At 58.7% G+C, this 19,619-nt stretch carries 14 protein-coding genes and 1 tRNA gene; 10 read left to right on the top strand and 5 right to left on the bottom strand.

Annotated features, from left to right (window positions below):
* Positions 1-34: 34 nt before the first annotated feature.
* A complete protein-coding gene (gene ppk1 / locus FPJ27_RS25280; protein WP_072435858.1) occupies positions 35-2,098 on the bottom strand; it encodes a polyphosphate kinase 1 in 2,064 nt (687 codons plus the stop codon).
* Positions 2,099-2,377: 279 nt separating this feature from the next.
* Here ppk1 and ppx point away from each other — a divergent pair, with 279 nt between their 5' ends.
* Positions 2,378-3,892 carry an exopolyphosphatase gene (ppx, locus tag FPJ27_RS25285; RefSeq protein WP_204426110.1) on the top strand — a complete coding sequence of 505 codons (1,515 nt, stop codon included), beginning with the start codon at positions 2,378-2,380 and terminating at the stop codon, positions 3,890-3,892.
* An 86-nt stretch (positions 3,893-3,978) separates the two neighbouring features.
* Here the strand turns inward: ppx and FPJ27_RS25290 are convergent, their stop codons facing one another.
* Positions 3,979-4,413: a hypothetical protein gene (locus FPJ27_RS25290; RefSeq protein ID WP_072436411.1), complete on the bottom strand. Its 435-nt coding sequence runs from the start codon at positions 4,411-4,413 to the stop codon at positions 3,979-3,981.
* A 475-nt stretch (positions 4,414-4,888) separates the two neighbouring features.
* On the opposite strand from FPJ27_RS25290, the gene FPJ27_RS25295 reads away from it, so the two are divergent.
* Positions 4,889-5,191, top strand: coding sequence for an Arm DNA-binding domain-containing protein (locus FPJ27_RS25295; RefSeq protein ID WP_239483374.1), 303 nt, complete (start codon positions 4,889-4,891; stop codon positions 5,189-5,191).
* Positions 5,192-5,211: 20 nt separating this feature from the next.
* A complete protein-coding gene (locus tag FPJ27_RS25300; RefSeq protein WP_204426111.1) occupies positions 5,212-6,126 on the top strand; it encodes a site-specific integrase in 915 nt (304 codons plus the stop codon).
* Between the two features lie 94 nt (positions 6,127-6,220).
* On the opposite strand, the gene FPJ27_RS25305 is transcribed toward FPJ27_RS25300, so the two are convergent.
* A tRNA-Phe gene (locus tag FPJ27_RS25305) sits at positions 6,221-6,305 on the bottom strand.
* Between the two features lie 222 nt (positions 6,306-6,527).
* Between FPJ27_RS25305 and FPJ27_RS25310 the strand changes: the two genes are divergently transcribed.
* The 4 genes from FPJ27_RS25310 to FPJ27_RS25325 all read left to right on the top strand — a co-directional run bounded on the left by FPJ27_RS25310 (position 6,528) and on the right by FPJ27_RS25325 (position 10,924).
* Positions 6,528-7,163 (top strand): hypothetical protein, encoded by a 636-nt coding sequence (locus FPJ27_RS25310; protein ID WP_204426112.1) that lies wholly within the window; start codon positions 6,528-6,530, stop codon positions 7,161-7,163.
* A gap of 78 nt (positions 7,164-7,241) precedes the next feature.
* Complete coding sequence (locus tag FPJ27_RS25315; RefSeq protein WP_204426113.1) at positions 7,242-8,309, top strand: hypothetical protein; 1,068 nt, start codon at positions 7,242-7,244, stop codon at positions 8,307-8,309.
* A gap of 85 nt (positions 8,310-8,394) precedes the next feature.
* Positions 8,395-9,699 carry a Shedu immune nuclease family protein gene (locus FPJ27_RS25320; RefSeq protein WP_239483375.1) on the top strand — a complete coding sequence of 435 codons (1,305 nt, stop codon included), beginning with the start codon at positions 8,395-8,397 and terminating at the stop codon, positions 9,697-9,699.
* Positions 9,665-10,924, top strand: coding sequence for an IS256 family transposase (locus FPJ27_RS25325; protein ID WP_204421550.1), 1,260 nt, complete (start codon positions 9,665-9,667; stop codon positions 10,922-10,924). Before FPJ27_RS25320 ends, FPJ27_RS25325 begins: the two co-directional genes overlap by 35 nt.
* 84 nt (positions 10,925-11,008) lie before the next feature.
* Here the strand turns inward: FPJ27_RS25325 and FPJ27_RS25330 are convergent, their stop codons facing one another.
* Together FPJ27_RS25330 and FPJ27_RS25335 are read right to left on the bottom strand one after the other, a co-directional pair.
* Positions 11,009-11,611, bottom strand: coding sequence for a recombinase family protein (locus tag FPJ27_RS25330; protein ID WP_204426114.1), 603 nt, complete (start codon positions 11,609-11,611; stop codon positions 11,009-11,011).
* Between the two features lie 389 nt (positions 11,612-12,000).
* Complete coding sequence (locus FPJ27_RS25335; RefSeq protein ID WP_204426115.1) at positions 12,001-12,777, bottom strand: hypothetical protein; 777 nt, start codon at positions 12,775-12,777, stop codon at positions 12,001-12,003.
* Between the two features lie 542 nt (positions 12,778-13,319).
* On the opposite strand from FPJ27_RS25335, the gene tssI reads away from it, so the two are divergent.
* From tssI to FPJ27_RS25350, 3 genes are all read left to right on the top strand, one after another.
* Positions 13,320-16,274: a type VI secretion system tip protein TssI/VgrG gene (tssI, locus tag FPJ27_RS25340; RefSeq protein WP_204426116.1), complete on the top strand. Its 2,955-nt coding sequence runs from the start codon at positions 13,320-13,322 to the stop codon at positions 16,272-16,274.
* A complete protein-coding gene (locus FPJ27_RS25345; protein ID WP_204426117.1) occupies positions 16,271-18,289 on the top strand; it encodes a phospholipase D-like domain-containing protein in 2,019 nt (672 codons plus the stop codon). Before tssI ends, FPJ27_RS25345 begins: the two co-directional genes overlap by 4 nt.
* 68 nt (positions 18,290-18,357) lie before the next feature.
* Positions 18,358-19,596: a sel1 repeat family protein gene (locus FPJ27_RS25350; protein WP_204426118.1), complete on the top strand. Its 1,239-nt coding sequence runs from the start codon at positions 18,358-18,360 to the stop codon at positions 19,594-19,596.
* Positions 19,597-19,619 lie beyond the last annotated feature (23 nt).

Below are 19,619 nucleotides of genomic sequence, written 5' to 3' on the forward strand. Positions count from 1 at the left end.
CCGTGCGGCGCGCGATTCGCGCCGCACGGCAGGATCACGAGCAGAACTTCGCGAGCAGCCCGAGCTGCGCGTTGCGGACCGTCTTGCCTGCGCGGCGCCGGCGGTAGTGACCGTCGCTGAGCATCTGCCAGGCCGACTGGTTGTCGCCGAGGCACACCGACAGGCCTTCGGCGATCACGCGCCGCTTGAGCTTGCGCTCGCGGATCGGGAACGCGACTTCGACGCGGCGGAACAGGTTGCGGTCCATCCAGTCGGCGCTCGACAGATAGACGTCCTCGGCACCGCCCGCGTGGAAATAGTAGATCCGGTGGTGCTCGAGGAAGCGGCCGACGATCGAGCGCACCGTGATGTTTTCCGACAGCCCCGGCACGCCGGGCTGCAGCGCGCAGACGCCGCGCACGATCAGGTCGACCTTCACGCCGGCCTGCGACGCTTCGTACAGCGCGGCTATCACCGTCGGCTCCAGCAGCGCGTTCATTTTCGCGACGATGCGTGCGCGCTTGCCGGCACGCGCATTGTCGATCTCCGCGCGGATCGATTCGACGATGCGCGGATGCAGCGTGAACGGCGACTGCCACAGCTCGTGCAGCGTGAGTTCGCCGCCGATCCCGGTCAGTTGCTGGAATACGTGATGGACGTCCTCGCAGATCTTCTGGTCGGCCGTCATCAGCCCGAAGTCGGTGTAGAGGCGCGCCGTGCGCGGGTGGTAGTTGCCGGTGCCGAGGTGCACGTAGCGTCGCAGCGTCGCCTTGCCGGCCTGCACGACGCGCCGCACGATCAGCATCATCTTCGCGTGGCACTTGTGACCGACCACGCCGTACACGACGTGCGCGCCGACGGCTTCGAGCTGCGATGCCCAGTTGATGTTGGTTTCCTCGTCGAAGCGCGCGAGCAGCTCGACGACGACGGTCACTTCCTTGCCGTTGCGCGCGGCTTCCATCAGCGCGTCCATCAGCGGCGAATCGGTGCCGGTGCGGTAGATCGTCTGCTTGATCGCGACGACGCTCGGGTCCTTCGCGGCCTGCTGCAGCAGTTCGAGCACGGGCTGGAAGCTCTCGTACGGATGATGCAGCAGGATGTCGCCGTCGTCGATCGCATCGAACATCGTCGGCGCGTTCGCGATCGCGGGCGGAGTCGATGCGGTAAACGGCGCGAACTTCAGGTCGGGGCGGTCGACGAGATCGGGAATCTGCATCAGGCGCACGAGGTTCACGGAACCGGCCACGCGATAGCAGTCCTTGTCGCGGAGTTCGCTTTCCTCGAGCAGCCGCCGCACGATGTGCTGCGGCGTGTCGGCCGACACCTCGAGGCGCACCGCGTTGCCGAGATGGCGCGCGGGCAGTTCGCCCTGCAGCGCGACGCGCAGGTTCGTGATTTCGTCCTCGTCGACGAACAGCTCGCTGTTGCGCGTGATGCGGAACTGGTTGCAGCTCTTCACGACGAGTTGAGGGAAGAGTTCGCCGACGAAGCGCTGCATGAACGAGCTCAACAGCACGAAGCCGTGCTCGAAGCCCGACAGCGCGTGCGGCATGCGCACGACGCGCGGCAGCGCGCGCGGCGCCTGCACGATGCCCATCACGGCCTGGCGGCCGAACGCGTCGCGGCCTTCGAGCTCGACGACGAAGTTCAGGCTCTTGTTCAGCACGCGCGGGAACGGGTGGGCCGGATCGAGGCCGATCGGTGTCAGTACGGGCAGCAGTTCGTCGAGGAAGTAGTGTCGTGCCCATTCGAGCTGCTCGTCGTTCCACGAGTCGGTCGCATGGAAGTAGATGCCTTCCTGTTCGAGCGCGGGCAGCACGGTTTCGTGCAGCATCGTGTACTGTCGATGGACGAGCCGTTGCGCGCGTTCGACGACGAGATCGTAAGCATGCTGTAACGACATGCCGTCGGGCGTCAGCGCGCCGGGGTTGTCGCGGATCTGCTCCTGAAGGCCGGCCATCCGGACTTCGAAGAATTCGTCGAGGTTGCTGCTGGTGATGCAGATGAAGCGAAGGCGCTCGAGCAATGGAACTTGCGGATCGGCTGCCTGGGCCAGCACGCGCTCGTTGAAACCGAGGATGCCGAGTTCACGATTGAGAAGCGGGTAGCGGACGGACATCGGCGGAGTAGGGGGTGATTCTGGCGATGATTCGAAAGGACGCTCGGAAACTCTCACGGTACGATGACGTGCTGATGACAGTAATGGTTTTATATCGGCAAATTCTACGCCCTAACCGATTCGTCGCATAAATGTTTCGGCCATATACACTTGAGCAGTATGCATGCCCGTGAAGCGTGGCAATGGCAAGCGTTCCACGCTTAAAATGTCGCCTTTGATTGATCGCCCTGGGTTGCCGGACTGGCTACCCAGGGCGAACGCGCACGGAGCCCCAATCTGATGGTTACAACTCCCCACTTGCTGGCTGCCGTGGATCTCGGCTCGAACAGCTTCCGGCTGATCGTCGGTCGCGTCGAGGAAACGTCGGCGGGCAGCCAGATCTATCCCGTCGACGCGTTGCGCGAGCCCGTTCGGCTGGCCGCGGGCCTGTCGAGCGACAAGATGCTCGATCGCGCGTCGCAGGAGCGTGGCTGGGAGGCGCTCAAGCGGTTCGGCGAGCGCCTGCGCGATTTCCATCCGGATCGTGTGCGCGCGGTGGCGACCAACACGCTGCGCGTCGCGAAGAACGCGGCCGAATTTCTCGGCGAGGCCGAAGCGGCGCTCGGGTTCCCGATCGAAGTGATCGCGGGCCGCGAAGAAGCGCGGCTGATCTATGCGGGCGCCGCGCACTCGGTGCCGGCGAGCGCCGGCAAGCGGCTCGTCGTCGACATCGGCGGCGGCTCGACCGAATTCATCATCGGCGCGCACTACACGCCGATCGTGATGGAGAGCCTCTATATCGGCTGCGTGAGCCACAGCCGCGCCTTCTTTCCGGCCGGCAACGTCGACGAATACACGATGCGGCAAGCCGAACTCGCCGCCAAGCGCGAGATCCAGATCATTTCGAGCGAGTACAAGAAGGCCGGGTGGGACCAGGCGATCGGTTCGTCCGGCACCGCGCGTGCGCTCGCGGAGCTCGTCGAGGCGAACGGCTTCAACGATCCGGGCATCACGCACGGCATTTCGCGCGGCGGCCTCGAGCGGCTGAAGCGCGCGCTGATCAAGTCGGAGAACGTCAACCGGCTGAAGCTGGTTGCGCTGAAGCCCGACCGCGTGCCGGTGCTCGCGGGCGGCCTCGCGATCATGCTCGCGGTGTTCGAGGAGCTCGGCGTCGATTATGTCGATACGACCGACGGTGCGCTGCGTCTCGGCGTGCTGTACGACCTGCTCGGCCGGACGCAGCACGAAGACATGCGCGCGGTGACCGTCGAGGGCTTTACTCGCCGCTATGGCGTCGATCGTGCGCAGGCCGAGCGGATCGGTGCGCTCGCGGCGCGTTTCTACGACGAACTCGACGAAGCCGACGAGGAAGCGCGCGAGGAAGGCCGGATGTTCCTCGGCTGGGCGGCCGCGTTGCACGAGATCGGCCTGTCGATCTCGCACAGCGCGTATCACAAGCATTCGGCCTATATCGCGAGCAACGCGGACATGCCGGGCTTTTCGCGCACGGACCAGGCGCGGCTCGCCGCGCTCGTGCTCGGTCACGCGGGCAAGCTCGGCAAGCTGTCGCAGGCGCGCGAGGTCGAGTGGCCGCTGCTGTTCTGCCTGCGGCTCGCGGCGCTGCTGTGCCGGCGCCGGACCGATGCGGGGTTGCCGGACATTTCCGTTTCGCAGATGAAGAAGGGCGGGTATGAAGTGCGCTTGCCGAGCGCGTGGGTCGAGCAGAACCCGCTGACCGACTACAGCCTCAGCCAGGAGGCTGCCGAATGGGAGAAGGTCGGTATCCCGTATCGCGTGGTGTATACCGGCGCGTAACAGGCCGATAGCGGGGCCCGGACGGGCTCGCGGGCGGGGCGTGCGGTTGTGGCTCAGGCGTGACGCATGATCGTCCTGACGATTGCTCAGTCCGACGAGCAGACGATCGCGGTCAGGAACGGAAACGCCTGCTTGACGGTTGCATCGCTGCCGGCCTTGCGCACGGCTTCCTCCACCGCGCCCTTCGTGCCGCGCACCACGACGCCGTAGGCCCAGTCGCCGATCGGCGTGCCGTCGCCCGGACGGAAGATCGGGTCGTTCGCCTGGTAACCGAGCACGACATAGACGCCGAAGCCGTACGCCGTCAGCGAGCGGTTCGTCCGGAACGCGTTGACCGAGTTCGATTCGACGTGCATCGGCTCCGACTGGATGTCGCCGGCGGCGAGCAGCGGCGCGACGAACTTGTGGCCGGTCGAATGGCAGTCGAGTGCGTCGTCGAGCGCCTTCGCGGACGCGGTGCCGGTGGTCGCGAGCGCGAACAGCGATGCGCAGAGGGCGGTCTTGAGAATGTTGTTTTTCATGCGCGGATGCGGGTTGTTCACGCGCATTATCGCGTGTTCCCGGAAGTGTCGCGCGCGGGCTGCGGTGTGCGTGTCGGCAGCCTGCTGACTTGTGGCCGCGATCAGCTGCCTGCGGTTGAAGCGATGCGTCATGGGCGCCGGGGTGCGGCAGAGGCCAACGCGTTGTCGCCTGGACGCCCAATTGATCCCTGCAATGAACCGGATGACCGCGAGCCGGGAAGCCTGGTGACCGGTTCAAGGATCCAGAAACGGAAAAGGGGTTACGGTGCTCACCGTAACCCTTTGATTCCTTTGGTCGGAGCGATAGGATTCGAACCTACGACCCTCTGATCCAAAATCGGGTGCCCCTACTATTTTCAACGTCGTTGGCCATCGATGAAAATTATAAGCTATTGATTTTATGTAAAATTTAAACTCATTGCGATTTTGTGTTCCGACCCACAACGCTACACGTGGTAGCAAAGTGGTAGCAACGATGAGCGATAGCGAGAAAAAGCAGCGGGCGGGCAAGGACGCCCTGAATTTTACGAAAGCGGCGATCGAAGCGTTGCCGATGCCAGAGAAGGGTTGGAAGTATTACTACGACACGAAGGTGAGCGGTCTTGCGATCGGCATCGGCCCGAGCGGCGTCAAGACATTCATTCTCTATCGGAAAGTAAATCGTAAGCCAGAGCGGATCAAGATTGGGCGCTATCCCGATCTGACGGTCGACAAGGCGAGGACGCAAGCTCTGACCCTCATCGCAGACATCGCCAGTGGACGAATCCAGCCGAGCTGAAGCGTGCCCGCCGCGCGGAGATGACTTTTGGGGAGCTGTTTGACCAGTACTACGAGAATCACAGCGTTCCGCACAAAAAGACGGCAGCGGAAGACAAGCAGAAATTCGTGAAATACCTTTCCAGTAATGGGGACGGTATCAACCTCGCGTCGCGGCAGCTATCGGAAATCACGAAAGCGACGGTTGCTCAACTGTTCACGAAGATCAGCAAGGATCACAAGGTGATGGCGAACCGGGTGCTTGCGCTTGTCAGCAGTGTCTTTGGCAAGGCGATCGAATGGGGAATCTGGAACCAGATCAATCCATGCCACGGTATCCGCAAACATAGCGAAGTCAGCCGGGATCGCTTCCTGCAGCCGGACGAACTGCCGAAGTTTTTCGAGCAGGTGTTGGCATATCCGAATGCCACAGTGAGGGACTACATCCTGGTAAGTCTGCTGACCGGCGCGCGCAGAGGGAATGTTCTTGCGATGCGCTGGGATCAGGTGAACCTCGACCGAGCGGAGTGGCGTATCCCGGATACGAAAAATGGAACGCCGCAAAGTGTTCCCCTGGTTCCGGATGTGGTGGCTATTCTGCGAGCGCGGGATAAGGATCGAGGGGGCTCACCGTTCGTATTTCCGGGCTCGGGCGAGGCGGGGCATCTCGTTTCGCCGAAGAAGGCATGGAGGATCATACTCGACAAGGCTGACATTGCTGATCTTCGGCTGCACGATCTTCGCCGCACGATGGGATCGTGGCAGGCCGGGACCGGCGCGAACCTGTCGGTAATCGGCCGGTCGCTCAATCACAAGTCCACGCAGACGACGGCGATTTACGCACGCCTCTGGCTTGAGCCGGTTCGGAACTCGATGGAAACCGCGGCTACGGCAATGCTCGAAGCTGCACGAATTGCACGTGCGCCGGGATCGATCGACGGAGGTGGCGACGAATGAGGATTGGGCGATCGCATGTTGAACGCAGAGGGGGCGTGCAGTCTTTGTGAGGCGGTAAACCGTAAAAGCCCCCGCCTTGCGGACGGGGGCTTTGCGGAGAGGACGGGATTCGAACCCGTGAACCGCATACGCGGTCGGGGGAGTTTCAATCCCCTGCTTTCAACCACTCAGCCACCTCTGGAATACTGCTGCATTCCGCAGACGGCTAAGCGAAAGCGGATTATACGCCAGTAACACGCTCCGGCAAGCGAGGGATGGCAGTCAGGCTTCGCTGTCATTCGCGTACCAACGGCCCCCGGCTATCTCCTGATGTTTATCTGCGAGTAGTGCAGGTACTATTTGCTCATCGCTCGCCTGAGCGGAACTATCTCCCTAGTGGCGTCGAATAATTATTCAGACGAATGGACCACGAATACACGCTGCTCGACCAAGATCGCGGAAAAATCTTCCAGCTCATCGGAACAGTCATTGTTGTACTCGCTGCCATATACAGCGCCGCCATCGGCTGGCTTGGAAAGCTTGTGGCAGCACTCTGGCCCGACGTATGGTCGTTCGTGCCGAAGGCGGTCGACACTGGCGCAGCCTTCTCCGTCATCTATTTCGTTTTCAACAAGTGGCTCTGGCGCTGTTGGCCGATCAGCCGCATTTTTTCTTTTCCGAACCTGTCTGGTGAATGGGATGTCTCGGGTCAAACGCTCGGCCCGGCGGAAGCTTTGGATAACGGAAACTTCCGCAATTGGACCGGCACCCTGTCGATCCGACAGCAATGGACGAAGATTTGCGTTACGTTGCGTACCGAGCGATCCGGTTCGTTTAGCAGGGCTGCAGCAATTCAGCAGCAAGGCGACGAGACTGTGCTGATGTATTGCTATGGAAACGACCCAAATGCAAGGGCGCACGTGCAGGATGGCCTGAATGCCCATCGCGGATATTGCGAAATAAGAATCGCGCCGGGGAACACCCAAGGCGAGGGGTTCTACTTCAACAATATGGGCCGCTTTACTCACGGCTCTTTAACGATCACAAAAAGGACGTAAGGCACCGCCATGGGTACGAGTTATCAGGATCGTCTTGCGAAGATGCGACAAAGGCGACGGCCATCTGCGTCAACCGGAATGTTTGTCGGAAAGTATGAAGCGAGAGCGGATTCGGCCTTTGCCACGGATTCGGCCGATGTTAAAGAGGCGTATGAAAGCAAGGGCAACGGCGACGCCACCCGATATGCGCTCGGCGCTATGGAAGCAGTCGACGCCAAGTACACATCGGTTTCGCTTGGAGATGGTGATCGTGTGGCCAAACAGATCAAGGACAAGCTTCCCGTCGATATGCCCGTGACGACGAGGCTGCAGGGATCGCTGGCCCTCGACATTCACATTCGTGCGTCGTCAGACGTAGATGTTCTGGTTCTGGCTGAGTGGTTCTTGACCCATGACAGCCCGGCGGCGCCTTCGAAATCGTACACTGCGCTTTCGGGTAAAACCACGATCGGAGAGCTGTTCGCGTTGCGCCAGCAATGCGAAACGATTTTGATGGGAGCATATCCGGCCGCGACGGTAGACATTAGCGGGGCAAAATCGATCGCTCTGCAAGGTGGGTCGTTGGCGCGTAAGGTCGACGTTGTGCCAGCACATTGGCATGACACGAGTGACTACCAGTCCACAGGGCTTGAGGCGTACCGCGACGTCTTCATTTTCAACAAGGATGAATTCGTGCGGCAGAGCAACCGTCCGTTCATGCATATGCTGCTTGTCAACCATCGAGACACTGAGAGCGGGGGCGGCGCGAAGCGAGCGATCCGCATGCTCAAATGTCTGATCCGCGACTCCGATCGGGACTTCGCGCTGAGTAGCTATGATGTGGCTAGCCTCATCTACCACATGACGAAGGATGAGCTAACCGTCCCTTGGTATATGCCTCTGCAACTACTCAATCGCGTCGAAAACTTTCTGATCAGGCTCGAAACGAATCTGGGCTATGCGCGGCAGCTTAAGACGCCGGACGGAACGCGGAAAATACTCAACGAGTCGAAGAAGGAAGCGGACGTTGGTGCTTTGCGAGCCGAACTAACCGCGTTGATCGAGGCTGTCGGAACGGATTACATTTCGTACCTGCCGTTTTATCAGGACAAGACGCTTGCTCTTGACGCCGCGCGTGGCGCATTGAACGAAGCCGTAATACAGTGAGACTCCCGAGTCGATGAGGTTCGGCGATGGTCCGCGGGATCGGATGCCCGGCGCATCGTGACCAGGATGAAGTCGAGGAACTGGAATGGGTGATGATTACGAGTATTTTCGCAACAAGCGCGCCGATCGTGTTTATCTGAGCCGCTCGCTGTCCGATAAGCAATATCGGAAGGGCGAAGACGGAGGCGTGGAGGAATTTGAGCGCCCTTTTCGCATCGTCTCCAAAGTCATCGATTGCGCTGAGTCGCACCAATTTTTTCGCGACGGCAAGCAGGTGTCGCTTCGAATTACTGAAGGCGCGCGACAGGAGATCAAGGCGAAGTTCTATGAAGATACTCGTGGCGTCTCGACGTTGACTATTCAACGGTATACGGTTGAAAGCGGGAGCCCGCACGGCACCTACTTCACCTTCATTAACGACGAGATTGCGATCCTGTACAACTTCCTCAGAAACGTTCAGTTTCTGCCGCTAAAGGACGAGCAGAGCGCGAAGCTCGACGATAAGTTCGTGGAAAGCCTCGTGCTGAGTCGCGAACAGGCTCTCGAACTGCTGAATCAGCAGCCTGATCTTCTTGACGAGTTGGTGCGAAGCCGGGTCACGGCACGCGACGTTGCCGAGCTTAGCCTTCGAAAGGATCAGCTTCGCGAGTTCGAACGCTTATTGTGCGACGAGAAGCACTTTGAACAACGAAGGCTGGAGACGGGCAAAGGCGGTGGCCCCGAGGCGGTATGGCAACAGTACTTCGAAAAGAATACGTGGATTTTTGGCTATGGTCTTAACTACGTTTTCAACTCAACACTGGATGACCGGAAGCTTGAGCAGGTGGTGAGAGGGCACGATATCGCGGGTGCAGGGAAGCGTGTCGATGCCCTTCTGAAAACTCATGGTCTGATCAGTGCTGTATCGTTTGGCGAAATCAAAACCCATGCGACGCCGCTGCTCAAGCAGGTTGCCAGCCCGTATCGAAAGGAATGCTGGCAAATCTCCGATGAACTCGCAGGAGCAATCGCGCAGGTACAGCGTTCGGTACAAGTTTCTCTCACCAGCATTCGATCACGGCTCGATGTAAGGGGCGACGATGGCGCTCCCACTGGGGAGACGGTATTCCTTTACCAGCCACGCTCGTTTCTCGTGATCGGGTCTCTTTCGGAATTCCGCACAAAGCACGGGATCAACGAAGAGAAGTACTCTTCGTTTGAGCTCTTCCGCAAAAGCGTCGCTGCGCCGGAAATTATCACCTTCGATGAACTCGTCGAACGAGCGAGATTCATAGTCGAGGCTGGGGAGCACCAGCACCGGAGCCTATCCGGAACTTTGTGTGTGAGGCATAAACTGATGGCCAAGGAGCCACTTTATGCCACGCAAACGCAAGGAAGAAGTGACGATTGAGCCGGGCAAGGGCTTGAACCTGGACCCGGAACTGATCAAGCAACTGGTGCCCGGGACGCTGGACCGCGCAACGATCAACGAGCAGCTCGCTGCGCTCAAGAAGGCGATCTTCGAGCGCGCGCTGGGCGGCGAGTTGACGCACCACCTGGGCTACGAGAAGGGCGAAGCCAAGCCGGTAGGCCGCACGAACCATCGCAATGGCACCAGCCGCAAGCGCATCGCGACCGACGACGACCTGCTCGACGTCGAGATTCCGCGCGACCGCGAAGGCACCTTCGATCCGGTGCTGATCGCCAAGGGCGAGCGACGCTTCACCGGCTTCGACGACAAGATCATCGCGATGTACGCACGCGGCATGAGCGTGCGGGAGATTCAGGGTTTCCTGCTGGAGATGTACGGCATCGAGGTGTCGCCGGACTTCATCAGCACGGTGACCGATGCCGTGATCGACGAAGTGCGCGAATGGCAGCAGCGGCCGCTCGAGCCGATGTACCCGGTCGTGTTCTTCGACGCCTTGCGAGTCAAGATCCGCGACGAAGGCGTCGTGCGCAACAAAGCGATCTACCTGGCACTGGGCGTGCGCCGCGACGGCACACGTGACGTGCTGGGCCTCTGGATCGAGCAGACCGAGGGGGCTAAGTTCTGGCTGCGGGTGGTGAACGACCTGAAGCTGCGCGGCGTGCAGGACATCCTGATCGCCGTGGTCGATGGCCTGAAGGGCTTCCCGGAAGCGATCAACACGGTGTTCCCGGAAACGACGGTCCAGACCTGCATCGTGCATCTGATCCGGAACTCGCTGGACTTCGCCAGCTGGAAAGACAGGAAATCGGTCGCAGCGGCGCTCAAGGAGGTCTACCGGGCACCGTCGGCCGAAGCAGCCGCCGTGGCGCTGGATGCGTTCGATACGAGCCCGTGGGGTACGAAATACCCCCCGATTGCCGCACTCTGGCGCCGGGCCTGGGATCAGGTGATTCCGTTCTATGCCTTCGCGCCCGACATCCGGAAAATTGTATATACGACCAACGCGATCGAGTCGCTGCACATGCAGCTTCGGAAGATCATCAAGGCGCGCGGCCACTTCCCGTCGGACGAGGCCGCGCTCAAACTGATCTGGCTGGCCCTGCGCAACGTCGTTGCCAAGTGGACCGGCTCCCGGCACGATTGGAAGAGCGCCATGACCCAGTTTGCGCTGCTTTACCCGGAACGATTCAACATTGGAGTCTGAATCTCAACCCGCCTCACACACGAAATTCCGGATACCTCCCCAGCACCGCGACGCGTGAGAGTCTCGCGCGTTGCGTAGCCCAGGCTAACGTATGTCGGCGTGATCGGCGCAAGCACGTTTGACCGTCGCAGTTCCGACGCCGAACTTCTCGGCGGTTTCGCGGATGCTCGCGCCATTCTCTGCTCGCCATGCTTTGATCGCCGCGTAGTCGTGTGACCGTGCACGACCCCTGTATTTCCCTTCCGCCTTCGCGATCGCCACCCCACGACGCTGCATTTCGGCGCGGTTGAGGTAGTCGGCTTCGCCCTGCGCCGCCATGAACGCAAGAATCGCGTCGCGCGTCGCTTTCTCGATGGGGGCCTTTGCCTCCCCGTCGAACACCATTCCGTTGAGCGTGCATTCGACACGTACACCCAGTTCCATCAATCGACGCATTGTGGCGTGCAACTCGTCATAGCGGCGGCTGATCCGGTCCAGCCAGCGCACGATGAGCACGCCGCCGTGACGCAGATCGTGTTCGGCTCTGCGCCACTGTTCCCGTGCGCCAGGGGCCACGTGATAGCCGCTGACGCCCTCGTCAATGAAAACGTCCTTGTCCTGCACGCCGTGGGCTCTTGCGTCCTCGTACTGGCTCGCGGCTGACTGGCCGTCCGTGGTGGAAATCCGCCCGTAATAGAGTTTGCGCATGGTTTTGAGTGGATCATTTGAGATGATGGATCAATTCTATCGCGGATCAAATAAACGGTTGATCTTGTTGATCCACGTCCAGATGATCCCGCGCATGGCCCGTTATGGTGTACCCAAGTGATCCATTATCAGTCAGTTCCGATGGGGGGCCGCCCTGACAGAGCAAGTCATGTCTAGACTTGCTCGATTTCGTATAGAGCTGAAGCTCATGAGCAGAGCGCGCAAGCAACTAGTAGGCAAAGACGCTCTGATCCTTAAACTGAATGCGGTAATTTTGCAGACCAAGCAGGAGGCACTGCAGTTCTCGCATTGACGAATTAAGTTAGTTGATGGATTCGTAATAAGCCATACCCCAGGGGGCATTTTTTGCCGAGAGAGCTTATAAATAACTAAAGGCGTTTGAAAGCATCGTCCTCTTCCTTCTTGAATTCTTTACGCAAAACGTCCGCAAGCTCCTTCATTTCCCGCGCGAAGTCGACCAATTTCTCTCTACTTACAACCCTGATGCAAGCATCGAGCCGATCAGGGATGTGCGCAGAGAATAGAAATTCGCTTACTTCGACGCGTTCTATCGTGATCTCACCATCGTCCTGCCTCGAACATTCAAAAAGCGGGGCGTCTACAACAATGATAGGAAATGCGAATGTCAAAGTGGGGAAGCGATCGCTTGTTTTCGAGGCTAGGTCATGGCATCCTTTTAAGGCAGACATTGCCGCTGCGTATGCGACATCATCTCCATTGCCAAGGGCCTGACGAAGGCCGTAGCCGCCTTTATTAGAGCGCTCAATATACTTGCGAAGTGCAGGGGGGAGGCCTGGGAAACGTGACGCCAGCGCCTGTCGTGCATCGCGCGACAAGATTGAAAATGCTGTCATCCTATTAAAATTTCCGAGTGCATCTTGTGCGGTGAGTACGATCCAAGGTTTCTGGGTCGCTTTGCACTCAATAACGAATGAAATATCGATGACGCCGATTAGATCGGGATCAAATGCCAATACGTCAATCTCGCGGCCTTTGTTTGATTCAGGGTCGCGAAATGTTCCTGACTGGCGAACCTCGAAGCCCGCATTGCGAAATGCGGCGGCGGCTTCCATTTCGAGAGGGAAGCCGGTTTCGCGCAGCCACTTGATGACCTTACTATTCAATCCTTGTTCGTCGTGTTCCACGCCAGCTCCACATATGACATGTCCAAGTAAGTAACTGGTAATCTAACGCAATCAAATTGCTGCTGGCATGCGATCCATGACATGGACCGCGATCCATACGGTGCTAATCCTGCGACGAACAACTGCTGAATTCCTCGTCCTACGTCATTGCCGAGGTCAAGGCGCGGCTCGGCGAATTGGTGACCAATGGCTTGCTTTCGCCGATCGTGCCTTAACGCGCGCCGTCGCACCACTAGAATTCGTCTCGATCTGATCGCCGAAACCTTGGTCATCGGGGCGCGTGCCCTCGCATAAAGGATTAGGAGTCTTCACGCCCGAGGCGAAAGCGAAACGAAAGAAAAGGCGCAATCTCACGTCACTGGGCGAATTAACTGTGGAAATATTCGCCAACAATCGTTAAAAAAAGCTCAATGGGTCCGTCTCGTGTCACGAATCTGCCTTATTCCGGATAAAATCGCGCGAGCGGTAGTATTCGCGACCGCAGACCGTCCTTGCCTTGCATCTTTGCGACGGTCGAACCTGAGAGACAAGGACAAGAACAGATGGCACTCGGACCGACAGATTCGGGGAGTTTGAGATACAGCGACGTCTTCGACGCGATTAACCGTGGCCTCATGCAGCACGGCCGTTTGCTGACGCTGCGCACCCCGTTGGGCGATAACGCGCTTACGCCCGTTCGCGCGAAAGGCTGGTCGAAGATCGGTCGCGATTATCGCTGGACCGTGGATGCAGTCTCCACGCGTGACGACATCGAATTGCTCGCTCTAATGCATCAGCAGGTGTCGTTGTTCATCCAGCAACCGGCAGCCCCCAATTCCGACGCGGAGTATCGGCCGATCCACGGCTTCGTCTATCAGATCAGGCGATTGGGAGCTGATGGCGCGCTTTCGCTTTACCAGATCGAGTTCGCGTCCGCCTTGTTCTTCTTGGGTGAAGGTCGCGACGATTACTACTGGCTGGATTCCGATGCGGTGCAGAGCATTAGCACTGTCTTCGAAAAATACCCTCAACTGCGCGGGCGCTATCGATTCAATCTCGGTAGTCAGCCAAGTACCCGCACGTATACGCGGCAAAGCGAATCGGACCTGAACTTGGTCCATCGGCTTTTGGAAGATGAGGGCTGGTACTTCTATTGGGAGCATGCGCAGGTCAAGGATAGCGAGCCACCGAAGACAACGCTCGTCATCGTGGACAGCATCTCGGCGTTACCGGAGGCTCATGATGTCGCGTATTCCCGAAGCAATACAGGCGATGAGATCAATGGCTTGACGCAGTGGGTGATGCAACAGACTGCTCAGCCTATGGAGTTCAGGTCTACCTCTTTCGATCAGGATCGACCGGGTTCGAGCTTCGCGGCGGGGAGCTTGATGGAGACGACGACATACACGGTCCAGCATTACCGCGACAAGGAAACCCTGAGTATTCCGGGCGTCCCGGCGGCAGTGTACGAACCGACGACGTTGGGCTACCCCGACTCCGACAGTGGTGCTCGCCGTGCACAGATTCGGACGCAGGCATGGGATGCGATGGCCCGTCGTTTTATCGGCGTCGGTGGGGTGCGCTGGCTTGATGCAGGTTCGCGGTTCGTTCTGAATGATCATCCTCGTCACGATACGCCCGATTCGAAGGACCGAGAGTTTCTGGCGGTCGATATGCACTGGTTCATCCTGAACAACGTGCCGTTCGCCCGGCAGTCGGAAGCGTTTCCGTTCAGCCTGCAATCGGAGTTTGACCGCGTTCAGGCGGAATACGAGCAGGCGTCAGTATCCCGGCCTCGTGCCAACGATGGGTCGGTGGGCTTCTTCTTGATGAAGATGGAAGCCCAGCGCACGGATGTTGTGTACCGCAGTCCGCTCGAGCATAAGAAGCCGGCAATGCAGGTTGAGCACCTGCTGGTCGGCGCACCGGACGGCGAGGAAGCGTGGACGAACAAGAACAACGAGATACGTGGCCGGTTCGCATGGGACCGGCAGAGCAATCCGGACGACTACAACACATCGCCGTGGTTGCGGGTCATGCAAGGCGATACGGGCGACGGCTATGGTGCAGTGCACGTGCCGCGCAAGGGCGAATGGGTCGCGGTCGGTTACTGGCAAGGGGATTGTGATCGCCCCTTCGTGATGGGGCGATTGCCTGGTGGGACCACGCAGCAGCCGTGGCATTCGGACGTACTGAAATCGGGCCAGCAGTCGCGCGGCTTCGGCAATACCGGTGCCTACAACGCCCTGATCCACGACGATTCCACGCATCAGGGCGGGCAGCGCCTGACGAGCTATACCGGGGGAACCTACCATCTATTTCATCAAGGGTACTTGATCGATCAGACGGGCAACACGCGAGGCGGGTATCGCGGGATTGGCTACAAACTTCATACCGACGCATTCGGTGCCATGCGCGCCAATCAGGGGATGGCGATCAGCACGCAGCACAAGTCCCCGGACGCCGAACAACTGGACGTGCGAGAAGCACGCCAGCAACTGGCCCGTACGGGGAATTTGGTCGATTCGTTGTCGGAAGCCAGCAAGGGGCATCAGGCGGCGGACCTCAAGACCGGTCACGATGCGTTGAAGCATTTCACTGACGCACTCGAATTGCCGCAGACGCCCGAGGCCAAGGGCGGTCGCACGGCAGGTGGTGGCACGGGCACCGCGAACGCCTTCAAGGAACCCGTGATGCTGCTGGACAGCCCGGCCGGAATTGCCGCGTCGACGCAGCAGTCGGTGCATCTCGCGGCGGACCAGCTCATCAACCTCGTGAGCGGTCAGACCACGACCGTCGCGTCGGGACAGTCGTTGATCGTCGCGGCGCTCAACTTGATCAGCATCTTTGCGCAGAACGGCGGGATGAAGGCAATCGCCGGTAAAGGCGACATCGATATTCAGGCGCATGCCGGCGTCATCGATTTGGCAGCTCAACTTGCATTGCACATCCGGTCCGTAACGGATGTTATCGAAGTCGCCTCCGGTAAGGAAATCCGGATTCTGTGCGGTGGCGCGATCATCCAGATCAGTCAGGACGGCAGCATCAATATCCACTCACCGGGCAAGATCGACTTCAAGGCCGCAAGCTATTCGTTTGCTGGCCCCGCACGGGTCGATATAACGAACCCGGCGTTCAAGGATTCGCCGGTCCAGAAGCTGTCGCTGAACATGTTTGCGTCTCCCTCGGCGAAAAATGCTGCCCCGGTTGGCATGCCATATAAACTCTATGCAGACGGCGCGCTGGTCAAACAGGGCGTGTTCGACGAGACTGGGCAGTTGCCTATCGACCATCATGTGGCGACGCAGAAGTACACGCTTGAATTAGCAAACGGCGTTAAGCATGAAATTCCCGTGCCCGGCGATTATCACGACGCTGCTAACGGTGCCCTCGCGAATCAAGGCTTCCAGTTTCACGAAAGTAGTAGTGCGGCGGACGTCACTCCACCTGGCGATCGGGCATTGCACCGAACGCGCTACAGCGAACTGCTGAACCCGTCAACCGGAGACGAAGCATGACCGCCAAGACGATCACTACGCCGATGGCACTCAATCAGACTTCAAGTGCATCGGTGTGTTCACCTTGGTTTGTGGACACCACGGACGAGGGAAAGCCCGTCGAGTTTCATCCGATCACATGCTCCTACCAACCCCTCGTAAACGGTCAGGAGGCGTTTGGTGCTGTGTATGATGCCATCATGGCGGCACGGTACAGCATTGATATCATTTGTTGGGGCTTCCAGCCGTCGATGTATTTCAAGCGTGGGGACGGAGGGGCGTCGCTCAATATTGGTGATCTGCTTCTCAAGAAAGGACTGGAGGGTGTTCGGGTCCGACTTCTGTGTTGGGCGGACTCCCTCAATGTCGCTCAGGTCACCGAAAACTCGACGCCCGGTTTTAGTTGGTTGCGGAACCGTGTCTTGCAGAACGAGAACGATGCGGAGCGAGAGTACGATCGTGCCTGGTATTTGACCGCGCGAGCAGTGCCTCCTTCCCCGTTCCGGGAAGAGCAAGCGAACAAGCAAGCAGCTGATTTGCGCGCCAAGCATGCTGCTGGCCTGCCGCCTCCTGAGCCGTCGAAAAAGACCGTCGCCTTGCAGGGGCTGCCGTGTATCGAAGTGGCAACACGAGATTTTTCGTTGGGGGACCGCGCGGAAATCATCTATCGTGAATCGCGGTTTCGCGAAGACAAGAACTTGAACGAAGAAGCGGTCACGATTGGCTTCGGCACCGAACCTTCGCACCATCAGAAAATGGTGCTCGTGGACTACGAAGCGCCCGAACATGCCGTGGGTTTCGTGATGGGCCATAACACGCTGGATGCGTACTGGGACGATGATAAGCATTCGTTTGCTCGGATGCATCCTCGCTTCGGGCGCAACGGTGCGACACCGCGACAGGATATGTCGGCGCTTGTGACGGGACCGATCCTCGAACATCTCAATGTCAATTTCTGCAATGCGTGGAAGCGCAGTACGGGTGTCGATTTATTGCCGGCCCGCCGGGCGCTCGCTTCACGACTTCGGTTGCGAAAAGACAGGGGTACGCCAGTCATGGCGCAAATCTTGCGCACACAATCGCAGGAAGGCCGCCGCGATATCCGGGCGATGTACAAGCAGGCGACGGACAATGCGTGCCGCTACATCTATATCGAGAATCAGTATTTCCGCTGGCCGCCGTTGGTCGATCACATCAAGACTGCGATCAACAGACAGACAGCTGGCGGGCGAGATATTGGCAAGCATGGACCGCTGTATCTGTTCGTGGTGACGAATTCCAGTAATGATGCATTGGACAACGGACAGGTATCGACATACCGGATGATGGAATCGCTGGGGCACGCGGACACGATGCCGAACGTGACAAAGTTGGAGCGGAACGACGTGTATCAGCAGCAGCGACGCAATCTAGTGGCGAGCATTGACGGTACTGACAGCACGGCGCAGTTGATTCAGACTTATGGAACGGGTTCGAAGGCTGAGATCGCCAAAGCCTTGGAAAAGAACGAAGCGCACAAGAAGGATTTGCAGAAGCAGCTCAACGACGTGAATGCCAAGATTGCGGACAATAACAAGGGGCAAGTCATTCCAGGTGATATTCCGGGGCTGAAGACACTGATCTGTACTCTGGTTGCGCCAGACTCTCCAGCAGGAAAGTGGATGGACACTTATGTGCACAGCAAGATCATGGTCATCGATGATGTGTTTTTGACGCATGGTTCGGCAAACATCAACACGCGAAGCATGGAGGTGGATAGCGAGTTGAACATCTGCCACGAGCATGGCGATGTGAGCAGGGCTCTTCGTAAGAAGTTGTGGGCAATACATACGAAACCGGCTCCGTCTGAGGGGCAGGGAGCCGCGAGCGGTAATGACGTCAATAGTGCAGCGATAGGTGACAACATGACCGACGCATTCAATCAGTGGGTGAAGATCACGGATCGAAACAAACGCCTGCAAGGAAGCAATCTTCAGCCCTTGGCTGCGCTCGTCAGTTTTTCCTCCAATACGACAACACGAAGCAGGCTTGATTGATCATGCGCGTACTAGTTGCCATCTCCGTTGTTTGCCTGCTGACCGCCTGTTCGAAGAACGAAAGTGCTATGAATCCGTTGCCCGATGTTAGCGCAGTGCGCCTTAATCTCGCCTTCACATGCACGCATGAAGCCGACCATCTGCCGCCTCTTGATCCGGAGGCGGATGCGCTTTTCCAGTACGCCCGATTCCTTGAGAAGAGAGAAGGGCCGAAGGATTTCAACGATGTTGCTCGGTACTACCGCATCGCGGCCGCGTTTGGTCACTATAAGGCAAATCACAACCTGCAAATCTTAGTCTCGTCGGGAATGGCGTCTTCACCCGATCCTGAGAAGGAAAGCGTTGATCTAGCTGAACAGCTCATCAAGGCAGGTGTGCCAAGCGGTTACTACGATATCGGACACTATCTTCTGAATGGGTACGGAGTACAGAGAGACGATGAGGCGGCTCGAAGATACATCCGCAAAGCGGCGGATTTGGGAAATGCTGAAGCTCAGTACTATGTTGCTGACATCCTTGCCCCGGATAATATGGCACCGGACATCGCACACGCGATGTTCCAGTGTGCAGCCGATCAAGGGCATGGCAAAGCTGCTAACAATCTTGGAATTATCGAGACAATAAAGCAGCGATATCCAAGTGCACTTCAAGCGTTCCAGCAAGCTGCAGCGGCTGGCGATAGGCAAGGGGCTCTTTCATTGGAGGACGGTTTCAAGGGGCCGCCAGCGAACGACAAGCTCAACTACATTGGGGTGGCCGCCGATCCTGAGCGCGTTCGTCGATACAGTGCAATCGGCAAATTCATCGATACGAACGACGGTCGCAATCCCAAGGTTCCGGATATCGATAAGATCGTGCCGCTCCCCCCTGCGAAGCTTCCGTCGTGGGATGGCACGTTCCAATGGCAAAAGGAGCAGGAAGCTGCTGCTCCTCCACCGAAACCATCGAGTGAAGTCATCGATCAGATGGCGAAGGCGAAGCATCTCGACCCGGCAACAGGATTACCCCTGGCAAGTCAGACGGAGAAAACTGCGCAAGAAGATCAGCCTGCGAACATCGCAACTCGTGTGCCTTTGGGGACCGTCGCGCGTACCGGCCAGCAGTGTCCGGAAGATGGCGTGTGGTGCGCGAAGCTGGATGCCGGTCAGGTTGGTGATGCGAAACGCAGGTTTCTTAAGGGTGACGCGTTGCCTTCCGTCGTCGTGCATGAACCTCGACGGCTAGCGGTCCTCGACAGCATGCTGGGTACACGTCAGCGCATGGCCCCTGTTGCTTGGGAACTCGTTGCATACCTTGATCAGTCTTGACCCGGTTCCCCGTTGGAGGGCTA

Source organism: Burkholderia sp. MS455 (genome assembly GCF_016899445.1).
GTDB classification, from domain to species: Bacteria; Pseudomonadota; Gammaproteobacteria; order Burkholderiales; family Burkholderiaceae; genus Burkholderia; species Burkholderia pyrrocinia_C.